Annotated in this window: 11 protein-coding genes; 9 read left to right on the forward strand and 2 right to left on the reverse strand. The window is 55.3% G+C overall.

Annotated elements, in window-relative coordinates:
* Nucleotides 1-260 precede the first annotated feature (260 nt).
* A complete protein-coding gene (locus AAF463_RS01830; protein ID WP_101763036.1) occupies nucleotides 261-1,805 on the forward strand; it encodes a PAS domain-containing methyl-accepting chemotaxis protein in 1,545 nt (514 codons plus the stop codon).
* Here the strand turns inward: AAF463_RS01830 and AAF463_RS01835 are convergent.
* Complete coding sequence (locus AAF463_RS01835; protein WP_210081816.1) at nucleotides 1,802-2,752, reverse strand: AraC family transcriptional regulator; 951 nt, start codon at nucleotides 2,750-2,752, stop codon at nucleotides 1,802-1,804. The two genes, AAF463_RS01830 and AAF463_RS01835, sit on opposite strands and share 4 nt — an antisense overlap.
* A gap of 104 nt (nucleotides 2,753-2,856) precedes the next feature.
* Between AAF463_RS01835 and AAF463_RS01840 the strand changes: the two genes are divergently transcribed.
* The 4 genes from AAF463_RS01840 to AAF463_RS01855 all read left to right on the forward strand — a co-directional run bounded on the left by AAF463_RS01840 (nucleotide 2,857) and on the right by AAF463_RS01855 (nucleotide 7,597).
* Nucleotides 2,857-4,044 carry an MFS transporter gene (locus tag AAF463_RS01840; protein ID WP_350261429.1) on the forward strand — a complete coding sequence of 396 codons (1,188 nt, stop codon included), beginning with the start codon at nucleotides 2,857-2,859 and terminating at the stop codon, nucleotides 4,042-4,044.
* Nucleotides 4,045-4,357: 313 nt separating this feature from the next.
* On the forward strand, nucleotides 4,358-4,567 hold the full coding sequence (locus AAF463_RS01845; protein WP_192412651.1) for a DUF1471 domain-containing protein: 210 nt from the start codon (nucleotides 4,358-4,360) through the stop codon (nucleotides 4,565-4,567).
* 214 nt (nucleotides 4,568-4,781) lie between these two features.
* Nucleotides 4,782-5,834, forward strand: coding sequence for a YncE family protein (locus tag AAF463_RS01850; protein WP_350261430.1), 1,053 nt, complete (start codon nucleotides 4,782-4,784; stop codon nucleotides 5,832-5,834).
* A gap of 122 nt (nucleotides 5,835-5,956) precedes the next feature.
* Nucleotides 5,957-7,597, forward strand: coding sequence for a dihydroxyacetone kinase subunit DhaK (locus AAF463_RS01855; RefSeq protein WP_350261431.1), 1,641 nt, complete (start codon nucleotides 5,957-5,959; stop codon nucleotides 7,595-7,597).
* 147 nt (nucleotides 7,598-7,744) lie between these two features.
* Here AAF463_RS01855 and sbmA read toward each other — a convergent pair whose 3' ends face one another.
* A complete protein-coding gene (gene sbmA / locus AAF463_RS01860) occupies nucleotides 7,745-8,980 on the reverse strand; it encodes a peptide antibiotic transporter SbmA (protein ID WP_101762366.1) in 1,236 nt (411 codons plus the stop codon).
* Nucleotides 8,981-9,276: 296 nt separating this feature from the next.
* Here sbmA and AAF463_RS01865 point away from each other — a divergent pair, with 296 nt between their 5' ends.
* From AAF463_RS01865 to AAF463_RS01880, 4 genes are all read left to right on the forward strand, one after another.
* Entirely contained in the window at nucleotides 9,277-10,011 is a 735-nt protein-coding gene (locus AAF463_RS01865) for a gluconate 2-dehydrogenase subunit 3 family protein (RefSeq protein WP_101762365.1), read from the forward strand.
* 2 nt (nucleotides 10,012-10,013) lie between these two features.
* Complete coding sequence (locus AAF463_RS01870) at nucleotides 10,014-11,798, forward strand: GMC family oxidoreductase (RefSeq protein ID WP_101762364.1); 1,785 nt, start codon at nucleotides 10,014-10,016, stop codon at nucleotides 11,796-11,798.
* 11 nt (nucleotides 11,799-11,809) lie between these two features.
* Nucleotides 11,810-13,129: a cytochrome c gene (locus AAF463_RS01875; protein WP_350261432.1), complete on the forward strand. Its 1,320-nt coding sequence runs from the start codon at nucleotides 11,810-11,812 to the stop codon at nucleotides 13,127-13,129.
* A 351-nt stretch (nucleotides 13,130-13,480) separates the two neighbouring features.
* Nucleotides 13,481-16,645, forward strand: coding sequence for an Ig-like domain-containing protein (locus tag AAF463_RS01880; protein ID WP_350261433.1), 3,165 nt, complete (start codon nucleotides 13,481-13,483; stop codon nucleotides 16,643-16,645).
* Nucleotides 16,646-16,677 lie beyond the last annotated feature (32 nt).

A 16,677-nucleotide genomic window follows, 5' to 3' on the forward strand; every position in this document is an offset into this window, starting at 1 on the left:
GACACAAATGGCTTTGGGAAACTCCATTGCCCTTCGCCCTGCAGGTCTGATGAATGCGTTTAAATTAAAGATTGATTTGGTTTACTGTAAAACCCGGTTAATCGATGAGCTAAGTGAAAAAGTGTGAAAGCCGCTGCAAAGCGGCTTTTTTATTGCCCTGAATTTGAAACTGGCGCTAAAGCTCACGCCATACGATGCCGAAAAGATAAAAAAGTATTATCGATTGCTTCTTTTCGCCTGCGTATTGCAAGGACACACACATGCGTAATAACCAGCCCGTCACTCAGCGTGAATTCGCTTTTGACGATGACGCCACATTGATGTCGACTACCGATCTCAACAGCTACATCACCTATGCCAACGATGCCTTTATTGAAGTCAGTGGCTTCAGTCCGGAAGAGGTGAATGGCCAGCCACACAACATGGTGCGCCACCCGGATATGCCGCCGGAAGCCTTTGCCGATATGTGGGCGACCCTCAAACAGGGCGAACCGTGGACGGCGCTGGTGAAAAACCGGCGTAAAAATGGCGATCACTATTGGGTGCGCGCCAACGCCATTCCGGTGGTGCGTGAAGGCAAAGTGCAGGGTTTTATGTCGGTGCGCACCAAGCCGTCGGTGGAGGAGGTTCGCCAGACCGAAGCGCTGTACCGCGACTTCCGCGAAGGGCGCGTCAAAGGACGCCGCTTCCATAAAGGCTTGATGGTCGGCACCGGCTGGCGTCGCCTGGGCTCGATCCTGAAAACTCTGCCGCTGCGCTGGCGCATCCGCTCAACCTTATTAACGCTGCTGCCGCTCTCGGTGATTGGCGTCTGGCTGCTGGGCCTTGCACCTCTTGCCGTTGGCTGCTTTGCCGGCGGCATGGCGGGCCTTTTACTGCTGGCGAGTCTGTGGCTGGAGCAGCAAATTTCGCGTCCGATGGAGCGCATGTGCCGTCAAGCATTGAGCGTGGCGACCGGTGCCAGCCATAAAGTGGAGCAGATCGATCGCGTTGATGAGATTGGCGTGACGCTGCGCGCCATCGGTCAGCTTGGGCTGATGTTCCGCTGGCTGGTGGATGATGTCAGCGGCCAGGCGATCAACGTGCTGAGCGCCAGCGATGCCATCGCGCGCAGCAACGACGAATTGAGCCGCCGCACCGAACAAGCAGCGGCTAACGTGCAGCAAACCGCCGCCACCATGAACGAAATGACCGCCACGGTTAAGAGCAACACCGATACCGCCAAAGAGGTCAATGGGCTGTCGGAAAACACCAGTCATGCGGCGATCAAAGGCGGTGAAGTGATGCAGGAGATGGTGGGCATGATGGCGGAGATCGCCGACAGCTCGAAGCGCATCGCCAACATCACCAGCGTGATTGACGGTATCGCTTTTCAGACCAATATTCTGGCGCTTAACGCCGCAGTGGAAGCCGCGCGCGCCGGTGAGCAGGGCAAAGGCTTTGCGGTGGTGGCCGGTGAAGTGCGCAATCTCGCACAACGCAGCGCCAAAGCCGCCAGCGAAATCAAACATCTGGTGGAAACCAGCGCCAGCCGCGTGCAATCGGGCAGCGACCACGCCGATGCCGCTGGGCACACCATGCAGGAGATTGTCGATCAGGTGCAGAATGTCACTGCGCTGATCGCGCAAATCAGTGGGGCGACCGCCGAGCAGGCCATCGCGCTAACGCAGGTCAGCACAGCGGTGGAAGATCTCGACGATATCACCCATCAAAACGCCGCGCGCGTGGCGGAAAGCGCCGAAGCGTCCGGTCGCATGAAGCATCAGGCCAATCGTCTGGTGGAAGCGATCAGCGTGTTCCGTTAACGCACGTCGCGTTCGGCGCGCAGTGCGCCGGGTGGCGTGCCAACAATGCGTTTGAAGGCGCGGCTAAACGCCGCCAGCGAACCGTAACCGAGGTGGAAGGCGACGCTTTCCACCGCTTCACCCTCGTTCACGATACGTTCCACCGCCAACCGCATGCGCAGCTCGGTAAGATAGCGCAGCGGCGTCATGCCGGTTGCCGTCTGGAAGCGGGCGGCAAACACCGAGCGTGAGCTGCCGGATTCGCGCGCCAGCCGTTCCACCGTCCAGTTTTCGCCAGGTGCGCGATGCATCGCCGCCATCGCCAGGCTGAGACGCGGATCGCGCAGCGCCTGCACCAGCCCGCTGCCTTTGCCACAGCCGTTCTCCACCCAGCCCCGCACAATTTGCGCCGCCACCACATCCGCCAGCCGCGACAAAATCCCGGCGAAACCGGCTTTGCGCTGCCGCGTTTCGCGCTCCATCGCATCGAGAATCGGCTGAATTTCCGGATACTGCGCCAGCAGCGTACTCACCAGCATCACGTCTGGCATGGTGTGCACCAGCGGCTGCATGCCGCCCAGTTCAAACGCCATGCAGGCGCTGAACAGAATCACATCGCTGTTATCCGGGCAAAGTTCGGTGCTGTCGTCGATGGCACAGACGCTGGCGCAAATCGGGCGGCTATTAAACGTCGAAATGGGTTCGCAAACGGCCTCTTCGCTGGAGATCAGCGCGTGCGGTTTACCGTGCGGGATCAGCAGCGCATCGCCGGCCTGCAGCGGATAGATCACGCCTGACGCCGAGCGAATCAGTAATGATCCGCGCCCAACAAAATGCAGCTGCGCGCGACCAGGCGCGTCGTCATATTGCAGGCCAAAAGGCGCGTGCAGCGCGATACGCTGGTATTTGACGCCGTACAGGCGCATGCCCATCAGCAATTCACTGGTCAGATCTTCATAGCGGCTCATACCAATCCCAGACGAATAATCAAAAAACAAAGTTTCTGCATCATAGATCGTCTGGTGAACAGTCACTATGCTTAACGCTAAATATTTTGTGATGGGGATCACAGATGAGCCTGGATACTGAAATAGTCGAAACAACGTTAGACGTGGATAAACCGGCGTGGGGCGCGGTGTTTGCCATGGCCTTTGGCGTGTTCGGCCTGATTACCGCAGAATTTCTGCCGGTGAGTTTGCTGACGCCGATTGCCGACACGCTACGCATCAGCGAAGGGCAGGCGGGACAAACCGTGACCGTGACTGCGCTGGTGGCGCTGCTCACCAGCCTGGTGATTGGCAACGTGACGCGCCAACTCGATCGTCGCGTGGTGATGCTGGCCTTTACGCTGCTGCTGATTGCCTCGGCGCTATTGGTGGCTTTTGCCGAGAATCTGCCAATGATTCTGCTGGCCCGCGTGCTGCTGGGCTTGGCAATTGGCGGCTTCTGGACGCTCTCGACCGCGATTACCATGCGTCTGGTGCCGAGCGATCAGGTGCCGCGCGCGCTGTCCATCGTGTTTAGCGGTATTTCGCTGGCGACCATTATTGCTGCGCCGCTCGGCAGCTATCTGGGCGGCATTATTGGCTGGCGTAACATTTTCATTCTGACCGCCGCATTGGGCGTGCTGGCGCTGCTGTGGCAGTTCTTCACCTTGCCCGCGATGCCGCCGATTAATAAAGCGCGCAGCGGTGGCGTGCTGGATCTGCTGCGTAAAAGCGTGATGCGCTGGGGCATGCTGGCGGTGATCATGATGTTTACTGGCCACTTCGCCTTCTTTACTTATCTGCGTCCGTTCCTCGAAGGCAGCGCGCAGCTGAACGTCAATCAGCTGTCGCTGGTGCTGCTGGCGTTTGGCGTGGCGAACTTCTTCGGTACTTCGCTGGCAGGATATCTGGTGACGCGCAGCGTATCGCTGACGTTAACCGCGATGGCGCTGGTGATGAGCGTGACCGCGCTGCTGCTGGTGAGCTTCGGCGAGGTGTCGTGGCTGGTCGCGGCGGGCGTGGCGCTGTGGGGCCTGGCGTTTGGTTCGATGCCAACCGGGTGGTCAACGTGGATCTCCCGCGCGGTGCCAGACGATGCGGAATCAGGCGGCGGTTTGCTGGTCGCCACCATTCAGCTGGCGATCACCGCCGGTGCCGCAGCCGGCGGCTGGATGTTTGATCTGCAAGGCGCTGGCGGCGTGTTCCTCGCCAGCGGCGTGCTGATGCTGCTGGCGGCCATCACCATCTTCACCCGCGTTCGTCATCACGGCTGATGCGTCTGCAATCCGTAGCGGCGCAATTTATTGCGCGTCTTTGACCCTATATAAGGCAGAAAGGTGCGCGATTAATCGCGCCGCTACAGAGATGTGCGCTGTGCCTATCGCAGCCATATATCCTGCCTTTTAATTAAATGTCAGATTTTTAACCCTTTGCACAAAGGTTAACCCAAACGTGCTTTTTATGTTCAAAATATTCGAATGACAACGGCAAATCTCTCCGCTTTTTACTGATCAATTCTGCGCCTATTATATCTCTCAACAAGGCGATGACGCCTTAATCAATCAAACGTACATTAAGGAATTGACCATGAAAACCATCAAAACTTTTGCTGCTGTTGTTGCTCTGACCGTTCTGCCATTCGCGAGCTTTGCGCAAAGCATCACTGCAACCGCTTCAACGCTGGATGGAGCAGAAGCGCAAATCGCTGCTCAGGCGCATGAAGCTGGTGCTTCCTATAAAGTGACCGAAGCCAACTTCAACAACGGCGTGCACATGACTGCTGAACTGACCAAATAAGTTGCATTAACGTTCTGTGCTGACAGGGTGCCTTCGGGCGCCCTGGTGGCGTTGGTAAGCCGATAAAATCCTGTCACTTTCCCTTCGAAATGATTACTATTCTCAAAAAGTAGCATCCTTCGTCGGCTCGCCTCGGGCTGTCTTTTTAACATTGGTTGTAATGTCGGGCTTTCACTTCACTGCCATCAGGCGGTGTTTTTGCTATGGAGAAGTTATGAAGGCGAATAAAAAATCGTGGGCGCTGCGTCCACTGCTGCTGGCAACAGCGCTGTTCTCAACCTCTGCGGTGATGGCGGCGGAGTCTCAGCCGTTGAACCAGGTGATCTCAAAAGGCGCTTACGAGTTGGCGTTCAGCAACAGCGATAATGCGCTGTTCCTGGCGACCGCGCAGAGCACCACCGACAAAAAAGGCGGCACCGTTTATCGTCTCGATCCGCAGGATCTGGCGGTAAAGCAAACCATCAACACCGATCTGCCGACCTTTGGCGCGGCGATCAACCAGAAAACCAACATTCTCTATTTGGGTAACACCCGCGATGCTGCACTGACTGCAGTGGATGCCACCAGCGGCAAGGTGATCAACACGCTGGTGCTGGATGGTCGTCAGCGCAGTGAAACCGTGCGTCCGCTGCAGCCGCGCCAGTTGGCGGTTGATCCGGCGACCGATCGCGTTTACATCACTGGCCTCGGTGAGCAGAGCGTGGTGTGGGTGGTGGATGGCAAAACCCTGCAACTGATCAGCACCGTGCCGAACACCGGCAAAATGGGCACCGGTTTAGCGATCGATTCTGCGGCGCAAAAACTGTACGTCACTAACTCCGATGGCGAACTGGTGACCATCAATACGCGCCTGAACGCGATTGAAAAGCGTCAGAAAATCGATGGTGACAACGATCACTTCTTCCTCAATATCTCGCTGGATACCAAAGGCCATCGCGCCTTCCTCAGCGACTCAAAACAGCCGCAGGTGCTGGTGCTGGATACCCGCACCCAGCAGGTGATCCACAAGATCGATGTGCCGGAATCGCTGGCGGTATTGTTTAATGCCGATCGTGATGAGCTGTACGTCACGCACCGTAAAGCGGGCGAAATCAGTATCATCGACGCCAGCAGTTACAAAGTAAAACGCACGGTGAAAGCGCCGGGCCTGCCAAACAGCCTGGCGGTTTCCGCCGATGGCAAAACCCTGTTTGTCAGCATCAAGCAGCCGGGTTCACGCAAAGAACCACCAAAGAATCCAGATAGCGTGCTGCGTATCGCTTTATAAGCGGTAATAGTCTGAATTAAAGGGCGGCTTGTGCCGCCCTTTGCATTTCCGCACTTCGCTGCGCCTATTCTTTACGCACATACGCTACCTTGTAGGACGACAACACCAATGGAGAGGATGCAATGAGCCAGTTTTTTATGCATGAGAAAAACGATCTGGTTAACGAAGCCATCGAAGGGGTTTTGCTGAGTACGCCGTGGCACAACCTCAGTCGCCTCGATCTCGGTGATGAGATTCGCGTGGTGGTGCGTTCGGACTGGGATAAAAGCAAAGTGGCGCTGATCTCGGGCGGCGGTTCTGGCCATGAACCGGCGCATGCCGGATTTGTCGGCAAAGGCATGCTGACGGCGGCGGTGTGCGGCGATATCTTTGCCTCGCCGAGCGTCGATGCGGTGTTGAACGCCATTGTTAACGTTACCGGCGATGCCGGTTGCCTGCTGATTGTGAAGAACTATACCGGCGACCGCCTTAACTTCGGTCTGGCGGCAGAGAAAGCCAAAAACCTCGGCTACAAAGTTGAGCTGGTGATGGTGCAGGATGATATCGCGCTGCCGGAAAACCCGCAGCCGCGCGGTATCGCCGGGACTGTGCTGGTGCACAAAATCGCTGGCTTTGCGGCGGAGCAGGGACAATCGCTGGATGAGGTCAAAGCGCTGGCACAGCGTGCGATTGATGCCACATCGTCCATCGGTTTGGCTTTCGCCACTTGTCATGTGCCGGGCGAAAAACGCGATGAGCGCGTCGAGCCCGGGCACAGCGAGCTCGGCATGGGCATTCACGGCGAGCCGGGTGTAATCACGCTGGATACGCAAGACAGCCGCCAAATCACCAGCATCATGACCGATAAACTGGCGCAGGCGCTGCCGGACGGCAAGCAAGCGCTGTTGCTGATCAACAATCTCGGTGGCTTCTCGCAGCTGGAGCTGGCACTGCTGACGCGTGAAGTGTTGCAGTCGCCGCTGGCGGCGCGCATCACGCATCTGCTGGGGCCGGCAACGCTGGTCAGCGCGCTGGATATGAAAGGTTTTTCGCTGACGCTGCTGGCGCTGGAGGAGCCGTTCCTTGAAGCGTTAAACGCGCCGGTTCAGGTGCTGGGTTGGGTGCCGGTGTATGACTTTGCGCCGATCAGCCTGCAACGTGCTGAGAAAATCGGCAGCGTGCTGGATTTTGATGCCACTGAGAATGCGGAGGTGGCACGCATCGTCGCCAGCGTCACGCAGACGCTGATCGATCTGGAAAGCGAGCTGAACGCGCTGGATGCCAAAGTGGGCGATGGCGATACCGGCTCAACCTTTGCCGCCGGGGCGAAGAAAATTCAGCGCGGCCTGCAGGAAAAACAGCTGCCGCTGGATGAGCTGCCAACCTTGCTGGCGCTGATTGGCGAGCAGCTGGCGACGGTGATGGGGGGATCGAGCGGCGTGTTGATGTCAATTCTGTTCACCAGCGCCGGCCAGCAGCTGGAAGAGGGCAGCGCGCTGCCGCAGGCCTTGATGCACGGGCTGGAGCGCATGAAACATTACGGCGGCGCGCAGCCGGGTCATCGTACGTTGGTGGATGCGCTGCAACCGGCGCTGGAAGCGCTAGTGGCGGGCGAGTCGCTGGCTGCGGCGGCAGAAGCGGCGCAGAAAGGCGCCGACGCCACTGCGCAGATGCAGAGCGCCAAAGCGGGGCGTTCCGCGTATCTGAACCAGCAGAGTCTGGATGGCGTGAAAGATCCGGGCGCGTATGCGATTGAGAAGGTGTTTGCGGTGTTGGCGGGTTAAACAGAGTGCGCCTGGCCCCTCACCCTAACCCTCTCCTGCAAGCGGGAGAGGGGACTGACCGAACACATATTTAACATTTGGCAGAGTCTCCCTCTTCCCGTGGGAGAGGGCCGGAGTGAGGGCACCAGACCGCACCGCACTACCACCTTACTCCGCGGCTTCGCGCATCATCTCTTCGTGTGGAATATCCTGCAAAATCTGCTCGAAACTGCGCAGACGTTTATAGATCGACATCAGCGTAATCAGCGTTGACCACGACGTGATCAAATACTGGAACGACGAGCGCACCTGATCAAACACATTGGTGATCTGGTTCAGCAGACCGAGCGTAATGGTACCCGCCACAATCGACGGGAACAGCACAAACAGCCCGAACACGTTATCCACCTGCAGATACATAATGCGGGTGATGTTGAAGTACAAATAGTGGAAATAGAGGCGGAAATAGTTCTGACGCACGCGGCTAAACAGCTCCTGCACCGTCGGCGGTGAGGCGCGTTCAGGATCGTCTTCGCCATATACCAGCTCTTTACGGTAGGCCGCTTCCACCCGCTGATTGCGGAACTCCAGCCCCGGCAGTTTAATCCCCACCAGCGCCAGCAGCGCGGTACCAAACAGCGACCACAGCAGCGCGGCAATCACCAATGCATACGGAATGCTGCCAAGAATGGGCACCTCTTTCACATGGTGCGACAGCGTGACCAGCACCGGCAGGAACGCCACCAGCGTCATAATCGCCTGAATAAAGTTGATGCCCCAATCCTGCAACGTGCCAGCAAAGCGCATGGTGTCTTCCTGCACACGCTGTGCCGCCCCCTCAACCAGACGCAGACGCTGCCAGTTGTGCATATAGTAATTGTTCATCGCGGTACGCCAGCGGAATACCCAGTGGCTGACGAAGAACGAGTTCATCACGCCAATTACTACCGCAATCAGCGCGATACCGAGAAACGCCAGCACTTGCACATAGAACTGGTGGATGGCGACGGAACCGGCTTTGGTCAGCGCCTGTTGAATCATGTCGTAGAACGGGCCGTACCAGGCGTTAACGCCCACGCCGACCTGCACGCCAAACCAGGTGACAAAGATGATCAGAATTGAACCCCAAACCGACCAGCGCTGCCACGGATGGTTATCAATCACGCGCCACGCCAGCGCAAAGAGGCCGGCAACGATCCAGTAATAGGCGTAAAACCACAGTTGGCTGATGTGAATAAAACGGCTGGCATTGGTTGGCAAGGGTTCGTGCATCGCCGCCTGTAGTGCAGGCCAGCGCGCCGGGAAATCACTGAAAAAGCCAAACCAGGCAAAAATCGCCAGCAAACTCCAAATCGCAGCTGAGCTGAAAAACAGCGTTGGCCGCGGAAAAAAGGACTTAAACATAGGCACTCCGCTGTTGTGTGTACGCTTTTATACCGCTTCAGACCTCTATCTGTCTGTTGTGGGTTGTATCTGACGATGTCAGTTTCGCCGCTGCGATGTAAAACGACAGCGGCAATTGTTAAGTAATTAGTGCGAATTTGTTTCTAACAACTAAATTATCCACAGCAATGGTGTTACAATATTTGCACTGTTACCGGTAACAGTGCTGCTGTATCCCTTAAGCTATCAATAAAAAAACAATACAACGCAACTACTTAACTTTCATGCCGCATTATATGTGGTACTGAGGCAATGTCATGTCAGAACAAAAAAATGGTCACACTCGCAGGGATTTTCTGCTGAGAACCATCACCCTGGCGCCGGCAATGGCGGTGGGCAGTACGGCGATGGGCGCACTGGTGGCACCAATGGCCGCTGGGGCAGCAGAACAAAACGCATCACCACAACAGGCGCGTAGCTACCAGCCCACCTGGTTCACCGCCGAAGAGTTTGCCTTTATCACTGCGGCCGTGGCGCGCCTGATCCCCAACGACGAACGCGGTCCTGGCGCACTTGAAGCTGGCGTGCCGGAATTTATCGATCGTCAAATGAACACGCCGTATGCCACCGGTAACAACTGGTACATGCAAGGCCCGTTCAATCCCGATCTGCCAAAAGAGTTGGGTTATCAGCTGCCGCTGGTGCCGCAGCAGATCTACCGTCTCGGCCTCGCCGATGCCGATGGCTGGAGCAAAAAACAGCATGGCAAAGTGTTTGCCGAGCTGACGGGCGAACAGCAAGACGCGCTGCTGACCGCGTTTGAAAGCGGCACGGCCGAGTTCCCGCAGCTGCCAGCGAAAACCTTCTTCTCTTTCCTGCTACAAAACACCCGCGAGGGTTATTTCAGCGATCCGATCCACGGTGGCAATCAAGGCATGGTGGGCTGGAAGCTGATTGGCTTCCCGGGCGCGCGCGCTGACTTTATGGATTGGGTGGAACGCGGTGAACGTTATCCGTTCCCGTCAGTGGATATTCGCGGGGAGAGGACGTAAGCGTGGCAAATGAATTGAAAAAAGTGGATGCGGTCGTCGTCGGTTTCGGCTGGGCGGGTGCCATCATGGCGAAAGAGCTGACCGAAGCGGGCCTGAATGTGGTGGCGCTGGAGCGCGGTCCGCATCGCGATACCTATCCGGATGGATCCTATCCGCAGTCGATCGATGAACTGACCTATAACATCCGCAAAAAGTTGTTCCAGGATTTGTCGAAAAGCACCGTAACGATTCGTCACGATGCCTCGCAAACCGCCGTACCTTATCGCCAGCTGGCGGCGTTTCTGCCCGGCACCGGCACCGGCGGTGCAGGTTTGCACTGGTCAGGCGTGCATTTCCGCGTTGACCCGGTAGAACTAAATCTGCGCAGCCATTACGAGCAGCGTTACGGTAAAAACTTCATTCCGGAAGGCATGACGATCCAGGATTTCGGCGTCAACTATGACGAGCTGGAACCCTTCTTCGATCAGGCCGAGAAAGTGTTCGGCACCTCGGGCAGCGCCTGGTCAATCAAAGGCAAACTGCTGGGCAAAGAGAAGGGCGGCAACCCGTACGCGCCAGATCGTTCCAGCGACTTCCCGCTGCCGGCGCAGAAGCGCACCTACTCGGCGCAGCTGTTCGCGCAAGCGGCGGAATCAGTGGGTTATCACCCTTATGATATGCCGTCGGCCAACACCTCAGGCCCCTACACCAACACCTACGGCGCACAGATGGGCCCGTGCAACTTCTGCGGTTTTTGCAGCGGTTACGCCTGCTACATGTATTCCAAAGCCTCGCCGAACGTCAATATCCTGCCCGCGCTGCGTCAGGAACCGAAGTTCGAGCTGCGCAACAACGCCTACGTGCTGCGCGTCAATCTGACCGACGATAAAAAGCGCGCCACCGGCGTGACCTATCTCGATGGTCAGGGCCGCGAAGTGGTGCAGCCTGCGGATCTGGTGATCCTGTCGGCGTTCCAGTTCCACAACGTGCATCTGATGCTGCTCTCCGGCATTGGCAAGCCGTATAACCCGATTTCCAACGAAGGTGTGGTGGGCCGTAACTTCGCCTATCAGAACATCTCGACGCTGAAAGCGCTGTTCGATAAAAACACCACCACCAACCCGTTTATCGGTGCCGGTGGCGCAGGTGTGGCGGTGGATGATTTCAACGCCGACAACTTCGATCACGGTCCGCACGGCTTCGTGGGCGGTTCGCCATTCTGGGTGAACCAGGCCGGTACCAAGCCGATCTCGGGTTTGCCAACGCCGAAGGGCACGCCAAACTGGGGCAGCCAGTGGAAATCCGCGGTCGCGGATACCTACAACCATCACATCTCGATGGATGCGCACGGCGCGCACCAGTCGTATCGCGCCAACTATCTCGATCTCGATCCGAACTACAAAGATGCCTACGGCCAGCCGCTGCTGCGTATGACCTTTGACTGGCAGGATAACGACATCAAGATGGCGCAGTTCATGATCGGTAAGATGCGCAAAATCACCGAAGCGATGAACCCGAAAATGATCATCGGCGGCGCGAAAGGGCCGGGCTCGCACTTCGACACCACCGTGTATCAAACCACGCACATGAGCGGCGGCGCGATCATGGGTGAAGATCCGAAAACCAGCGCGGTGAACCGTTACCTGCAGAGTTGGGATGTGCCGAACGTGTTTGTGCCAGGTGCGTCGGCGTTCCCGCAGGGACTCGGCTACAACCCAACGGGCATGGTCGCCGCGTTGACCTATTGGTCAGCCAAAGCAATTCGTGAACAGTATCTGAAGAACCCCGGCCCGCTGGTACAGGCATAAGGAACACGGCGATGATCAAAAGCATTTTAGCCCTGTTTCTGGGCACCATGACGTTCGCCGCAGTGGCGGACGAAGCAGGTTCGGACGCGTTGGTGAAGCGCGGTGAGTATCTGGCGCGCGCGGGCGACTGCGTGGCGTGTCACAGCGCGCAGGGCGGCCAGCCGTTTGCCGGTGGACTGCCGATGGCGACGCCGATCGGCACCATTTACTCCACCAACATCACGCCGGATAAAACCACCGGGATTGGTGACTACAGCTACGACGATTTCCAGAAAGCGGTGCGTCACGGCGTAGCGAAAAACGGCGACACGCTTTATCCGGCGATGCCGTATCCGTCTTACGCGGTGGTCAGCGATGACGACATGAAGGCGCTCTACGCCTACTTCATGCATGGCGTGCAGCCGGTGGCGCAGGCCAACAAAGAGAGCGACATTCCGTGGCCGCTGTCGATGCGCTGGCCGTTGTCCATCTGGCGCGGCATCTTTGCGCCGGATGTGAAAGCGTTCCAGCCGGCGGCACAGGAAGATCCGCAGCTGGCACGCGGTCGCTATCTGGTGGAAGGTCTCGGTCACTGTGGCGCTTGCCATACGCCGCGTAGCATCACCATGCAGGAAAAAGCGCTCAACAATGGCGAAGGCAATAACTATCTTGCCGGCAGCAGCGCACCGATTGATGGCTGGACCGCCAGCAACCTGCGTGGCGATAACCGCGATGGCTTAGGCCGCTGGAGCGAAGAGGATCTCAGGCAGTTCCTGCGCTTTGGCCGCAACGATCACACTGCGGTGTTTGGTGGCATGACCGATGTGGTGCAGCACAGCCTGCAGTATCTGAGCGATGACGATATCAGCGCGATTGCTAAGTATCTGAAATCCCTCGGCGCGAAAGATCCGAATCAGGCGGTGTTTAAGCAGGATGATGCGGTGTCTCAGGCGTTGTGGAAAGGTGACGACAGCCAGCCGGGCGCATCGACTTATGTCGATAGCTGCGCGGCGTGCCACAAAACCGACGGCAGCGGCTATCAGCGCTTTTATCCGGCGCTGCGCGGCAATCCGGTGGTGATGGCAGACGATCCGACCTCGCTGATTCACATCGTATTGGTCGGCGGCACTTTGCCGGGCGTGAAAGGCGCACCTACGGCGATCACCATGCCAGCGTTCGGCTGGCGTCTGAACGATCAGCAGGTGGCGGATGTGGTGAACTTTATCCGTGGCAGCTGGGGCAATAACGTGAAGTCGAGCGTGTCGGCGAAAGATGTGGCCGAGTTGCGTAAAGATGAAACCGTGCAGCCGAAGCAGGGTAATGCGGATATTAAGGTGTTGGAAGGGCAGTAATATTAATGGAGGCCGGTATGGCCTCCATTTTTTAATCATGTACACTTATCAAAATATCCTCACTCCTTTAATATTATCTTACTTTAAGTATTTATGTAAAATTAAATGTGGTTTGTTTGATTTTTACATAATTAAATTTTTTATATATTGGTATGCTTTTTTTTAATTTTGCGATAGTGAGGGATAATGTGAAGCGATTAACTTTGAGTATTGTTTTTTTATTATTATATTATTGATTGCTCTTCTTTTTTTTAAGACCGTTCTGTTATTTTATTATTATGTGATTATTTAAAATCCTGACCTCAAGATGAGTTTATATAATTTGTTAACAAATTAACACAAGGAGTTGTTATGTTAAAATCTTATGATCCCACTCTGCCAGGTCTGGAAATTTGGGTAAACACGCCATATCAATACTGGAAAGGAAATTATATTGATGTAAAAAATGGTACCGTTGAGTTTACTATTAATGGAAAAACATTCCGGACCAAAGTTGCAGAAAACGGTGATTGGGAATTCCAGTTGCCTCTCCAACTGGCTGAAGGTGGACATAATGTTGCCATCCGTTTTTATGATGCAGCGGGTAATCGTGGTGATGTTTATCAATCACGCATCAATGTTGATCTCAGCGCACCGGATAAGCCTGGTATCACAAGTGTTATGGATGATGTGGGGAGTGTTAAGGGGCCAGTTGGAAATAAGGGATTTACTGATGACCCTAAGCCGACGATTTCTGGTTATGCCGAGCCAGACAGTATTGTTCGTGTATACAGCAATGGCATCTTATTGGGTAGTGTGCAGGCTGAGAAAAATGGCCAGTGGACAATGGAACCTAAATTGAGTGATGGTGAACACCGTATCTACATCACCGCTACCGATCGTTTTGGTCAAGTCAGTGAAGATTCTGATGTCTTCACGCTATTTATCAATGAACCCACCATCAATAAACCTCAATTGCTGGAGGTGTATGACAATTACGGCCAGGAAACCGGTGTCATCAAACATGGCGAAAATACAGATGATCTTCGTCCATCACTGAGTGGTAATGCGCCAGTTGGCGCCGAATCCGTACATATTTATGTTAATGGAAAGCGCGTAGGGATTGCTCCGGTTGAGAATGGAAAGTGGGATTGGGAAGCAAACTCAGATGTTCTGCACTATGGCAAAAACAGCATTACTCTGCGTTCGCAGAACAACCGAGGTGAATTAAGCCAGCCAACCGCAGCGTTTGACGTGATTGCAGTTGCCCCCACTACCGTGAAGATTGAGTATGCATGGGATAATTTCGGTAATTCGCAGGGCAAACTCGCTTCTGGTGCTGACACCGATGATTTTACGCCATCCTTTAGTGGCAGTGCTGAAGCTCACAGTATTGTCTACCTTCATGCGCGTCATCAAAATGGCAGCTGGTCCCTTAAAGGCAGTGCCGTAGCCGATGCAAACGGATTCTGGAATATTGAAGTAGCTGAGCTGACTAACGGCAATGGCGTGTATGATTTCCAGGCATCTAACTCAACGAGTTATAACGGTAAGAGTGGCGAATTCTCTCTCCAGATCAATGCATATGTGCAACCAGTCATTGATTCCGCCTACGACAATAATGGCTACGTTCAGGGCACTATCCAGAACGGTGGTCGTACCGACGATTTGACGCCAACCCTGAAAGGGCATGCCACTGCTAACAGTATTGTCTACATTCATACTAAACATGAAAAGGGCACCTGGGTGGTCAGCGGCAGTGCGAAGGTCAACGCTCAGGGAGAGTGGACATTTGATTTACCGCAGCTTTCCGCCTATGGCAACTACGATTTCGAGGCCTCCAGCAGCGCGACACGCGATCCAAAAGCAGCGACTTTCACGTTGTATGCGGGCCCGGACGTGCAGATTACGCCGGTCATTGATTCTGCCTACGACAATAATGGCTATCTTCAGGGCACCATCCAGAACGGCGGGCGTACCGACGATCTGACACCAACCCTGAAAGGGCATGCCTCTGCTGGCGCGATTGTCTACGTTCATACTAAACATGAAAACGGTACCTGGGTGGTCAGCGGCAGTGCCAAGGCCAACGCCCAGGGGGAGTGGACATTTGATTTACCTCAGCTGTCCGCCTACGGCAACTATAATTTCGAGGCCTCTGGCAGCGCGACACGCGATCCAAAAGCCGCGACTTTCACGCTGTATGCGGGCCCGGACGTGCAGATTCCACCGGTCATTGATTACCTCATCGACAACAACGGTCTGAGGCAGGGCACAATCGAGCATAATGGCCGAACCGATGACCTGACGCCAACTCTGAAAGGGCATGCCTCTGCGGGCGCAATTGTCTACATTCATGCCAAGCATGAAAGCGGCAAATGGTGGGTTAGCGGCAGTGCGAAAGCGGATGCCAAAGGTGAGTGGTCATATGATATGCCGCAACTGCCTAATTACGGCATCTACGATTTTCAGGCTTCGGGCAGCGCGACCCACGATCCCAAAGCCGCTACTTTCACGTTGTATGCGGCTCCTGATGCTCCGGTGATTGATTCCATTTACGACAATATTGGCCTGATCAAGGGCACCATTGCGAACAGTGGACGTACCGACGACCTGAAGCCAACCCTGAAAGGCAGTGCCCCTGCTAACGATACCGTCTACGTTTATGCTAAGCATGAAAATGGTACATGGTGGATAAGTGGCAGCACGAAAGCCAACGCCAAAGGAGAGTGGGCATATGATATGCCGCAGTTGACTGCCTACGGCACCTACGCATTCCAGGTCTCTGGCCGTGAAGTACGCGATCCCAGCGCCAGCATTTTCTCGCTGTATGCCGCGCCTGATAGTTTGGTTGTTCCGGTCATTGTTTCTGCCCATGACAACAATGGTCTGCTCCAGGGCAGTGTTGAGAACGGTGGCCGGACTGACGATTTGACGCCGACCCTGAAAGGCTATACATCGGCTAACAGCACCGTTTACATTCATGCCAGGCATGACAACGGCACATGGTGGATCAGTGGCAGTGCGAAGGCTAATGCCAATGGCGAATGGACATTTAATGTGCCGCAGCTCACCGCATACGGCAGGCACGATTTCCAGGTATCCGGCAGCACGGTACGGGATCCTAAAGCGACTATTTTCACCTTTGACGCCAAACCCGATAGTTTTACATCCGAAATGAATGGCATTTCATCCGATTACTCAGCTGACTTACTCGCTACCAGCAGCCAAAAATCGATTGTGAATATGGCTAATAGCACTGCTGGGAATACACTGAGTATTAATGTCAGTGACATCCTTAGCGCGGGTAGCAAAGAGCTCTTTATTCAGGATGGCAAAACGCAAATGGTGGTGCACGGCAATAAAAATGATGTCATTAAGCTTGATGATTTGTTAGGCAATGGCATTGATGAAGGTGATTGGCATCGGCAGAAAGGAAATGTATCAGTGGCAGGCTTGAAATATCAGATATATACCCACGACGGCTTGGATGTTGAATTACTGGTAGAACAAGGCGTGAAAATCGATCTGGTTTAACCGCGTCTAATCATGGCGGCAATATTGGCCGC

Source organism: Pantoea sp. BJ2 (assembly GCF_040255075.1).
Taxonomy (GTDB): domain Bacteria; phylum Pseudomonadota; class Gammaproteobacteria; order Enterobacterales; family Enterobacteriaceae; genus Pantoea; species Pantoea leporis.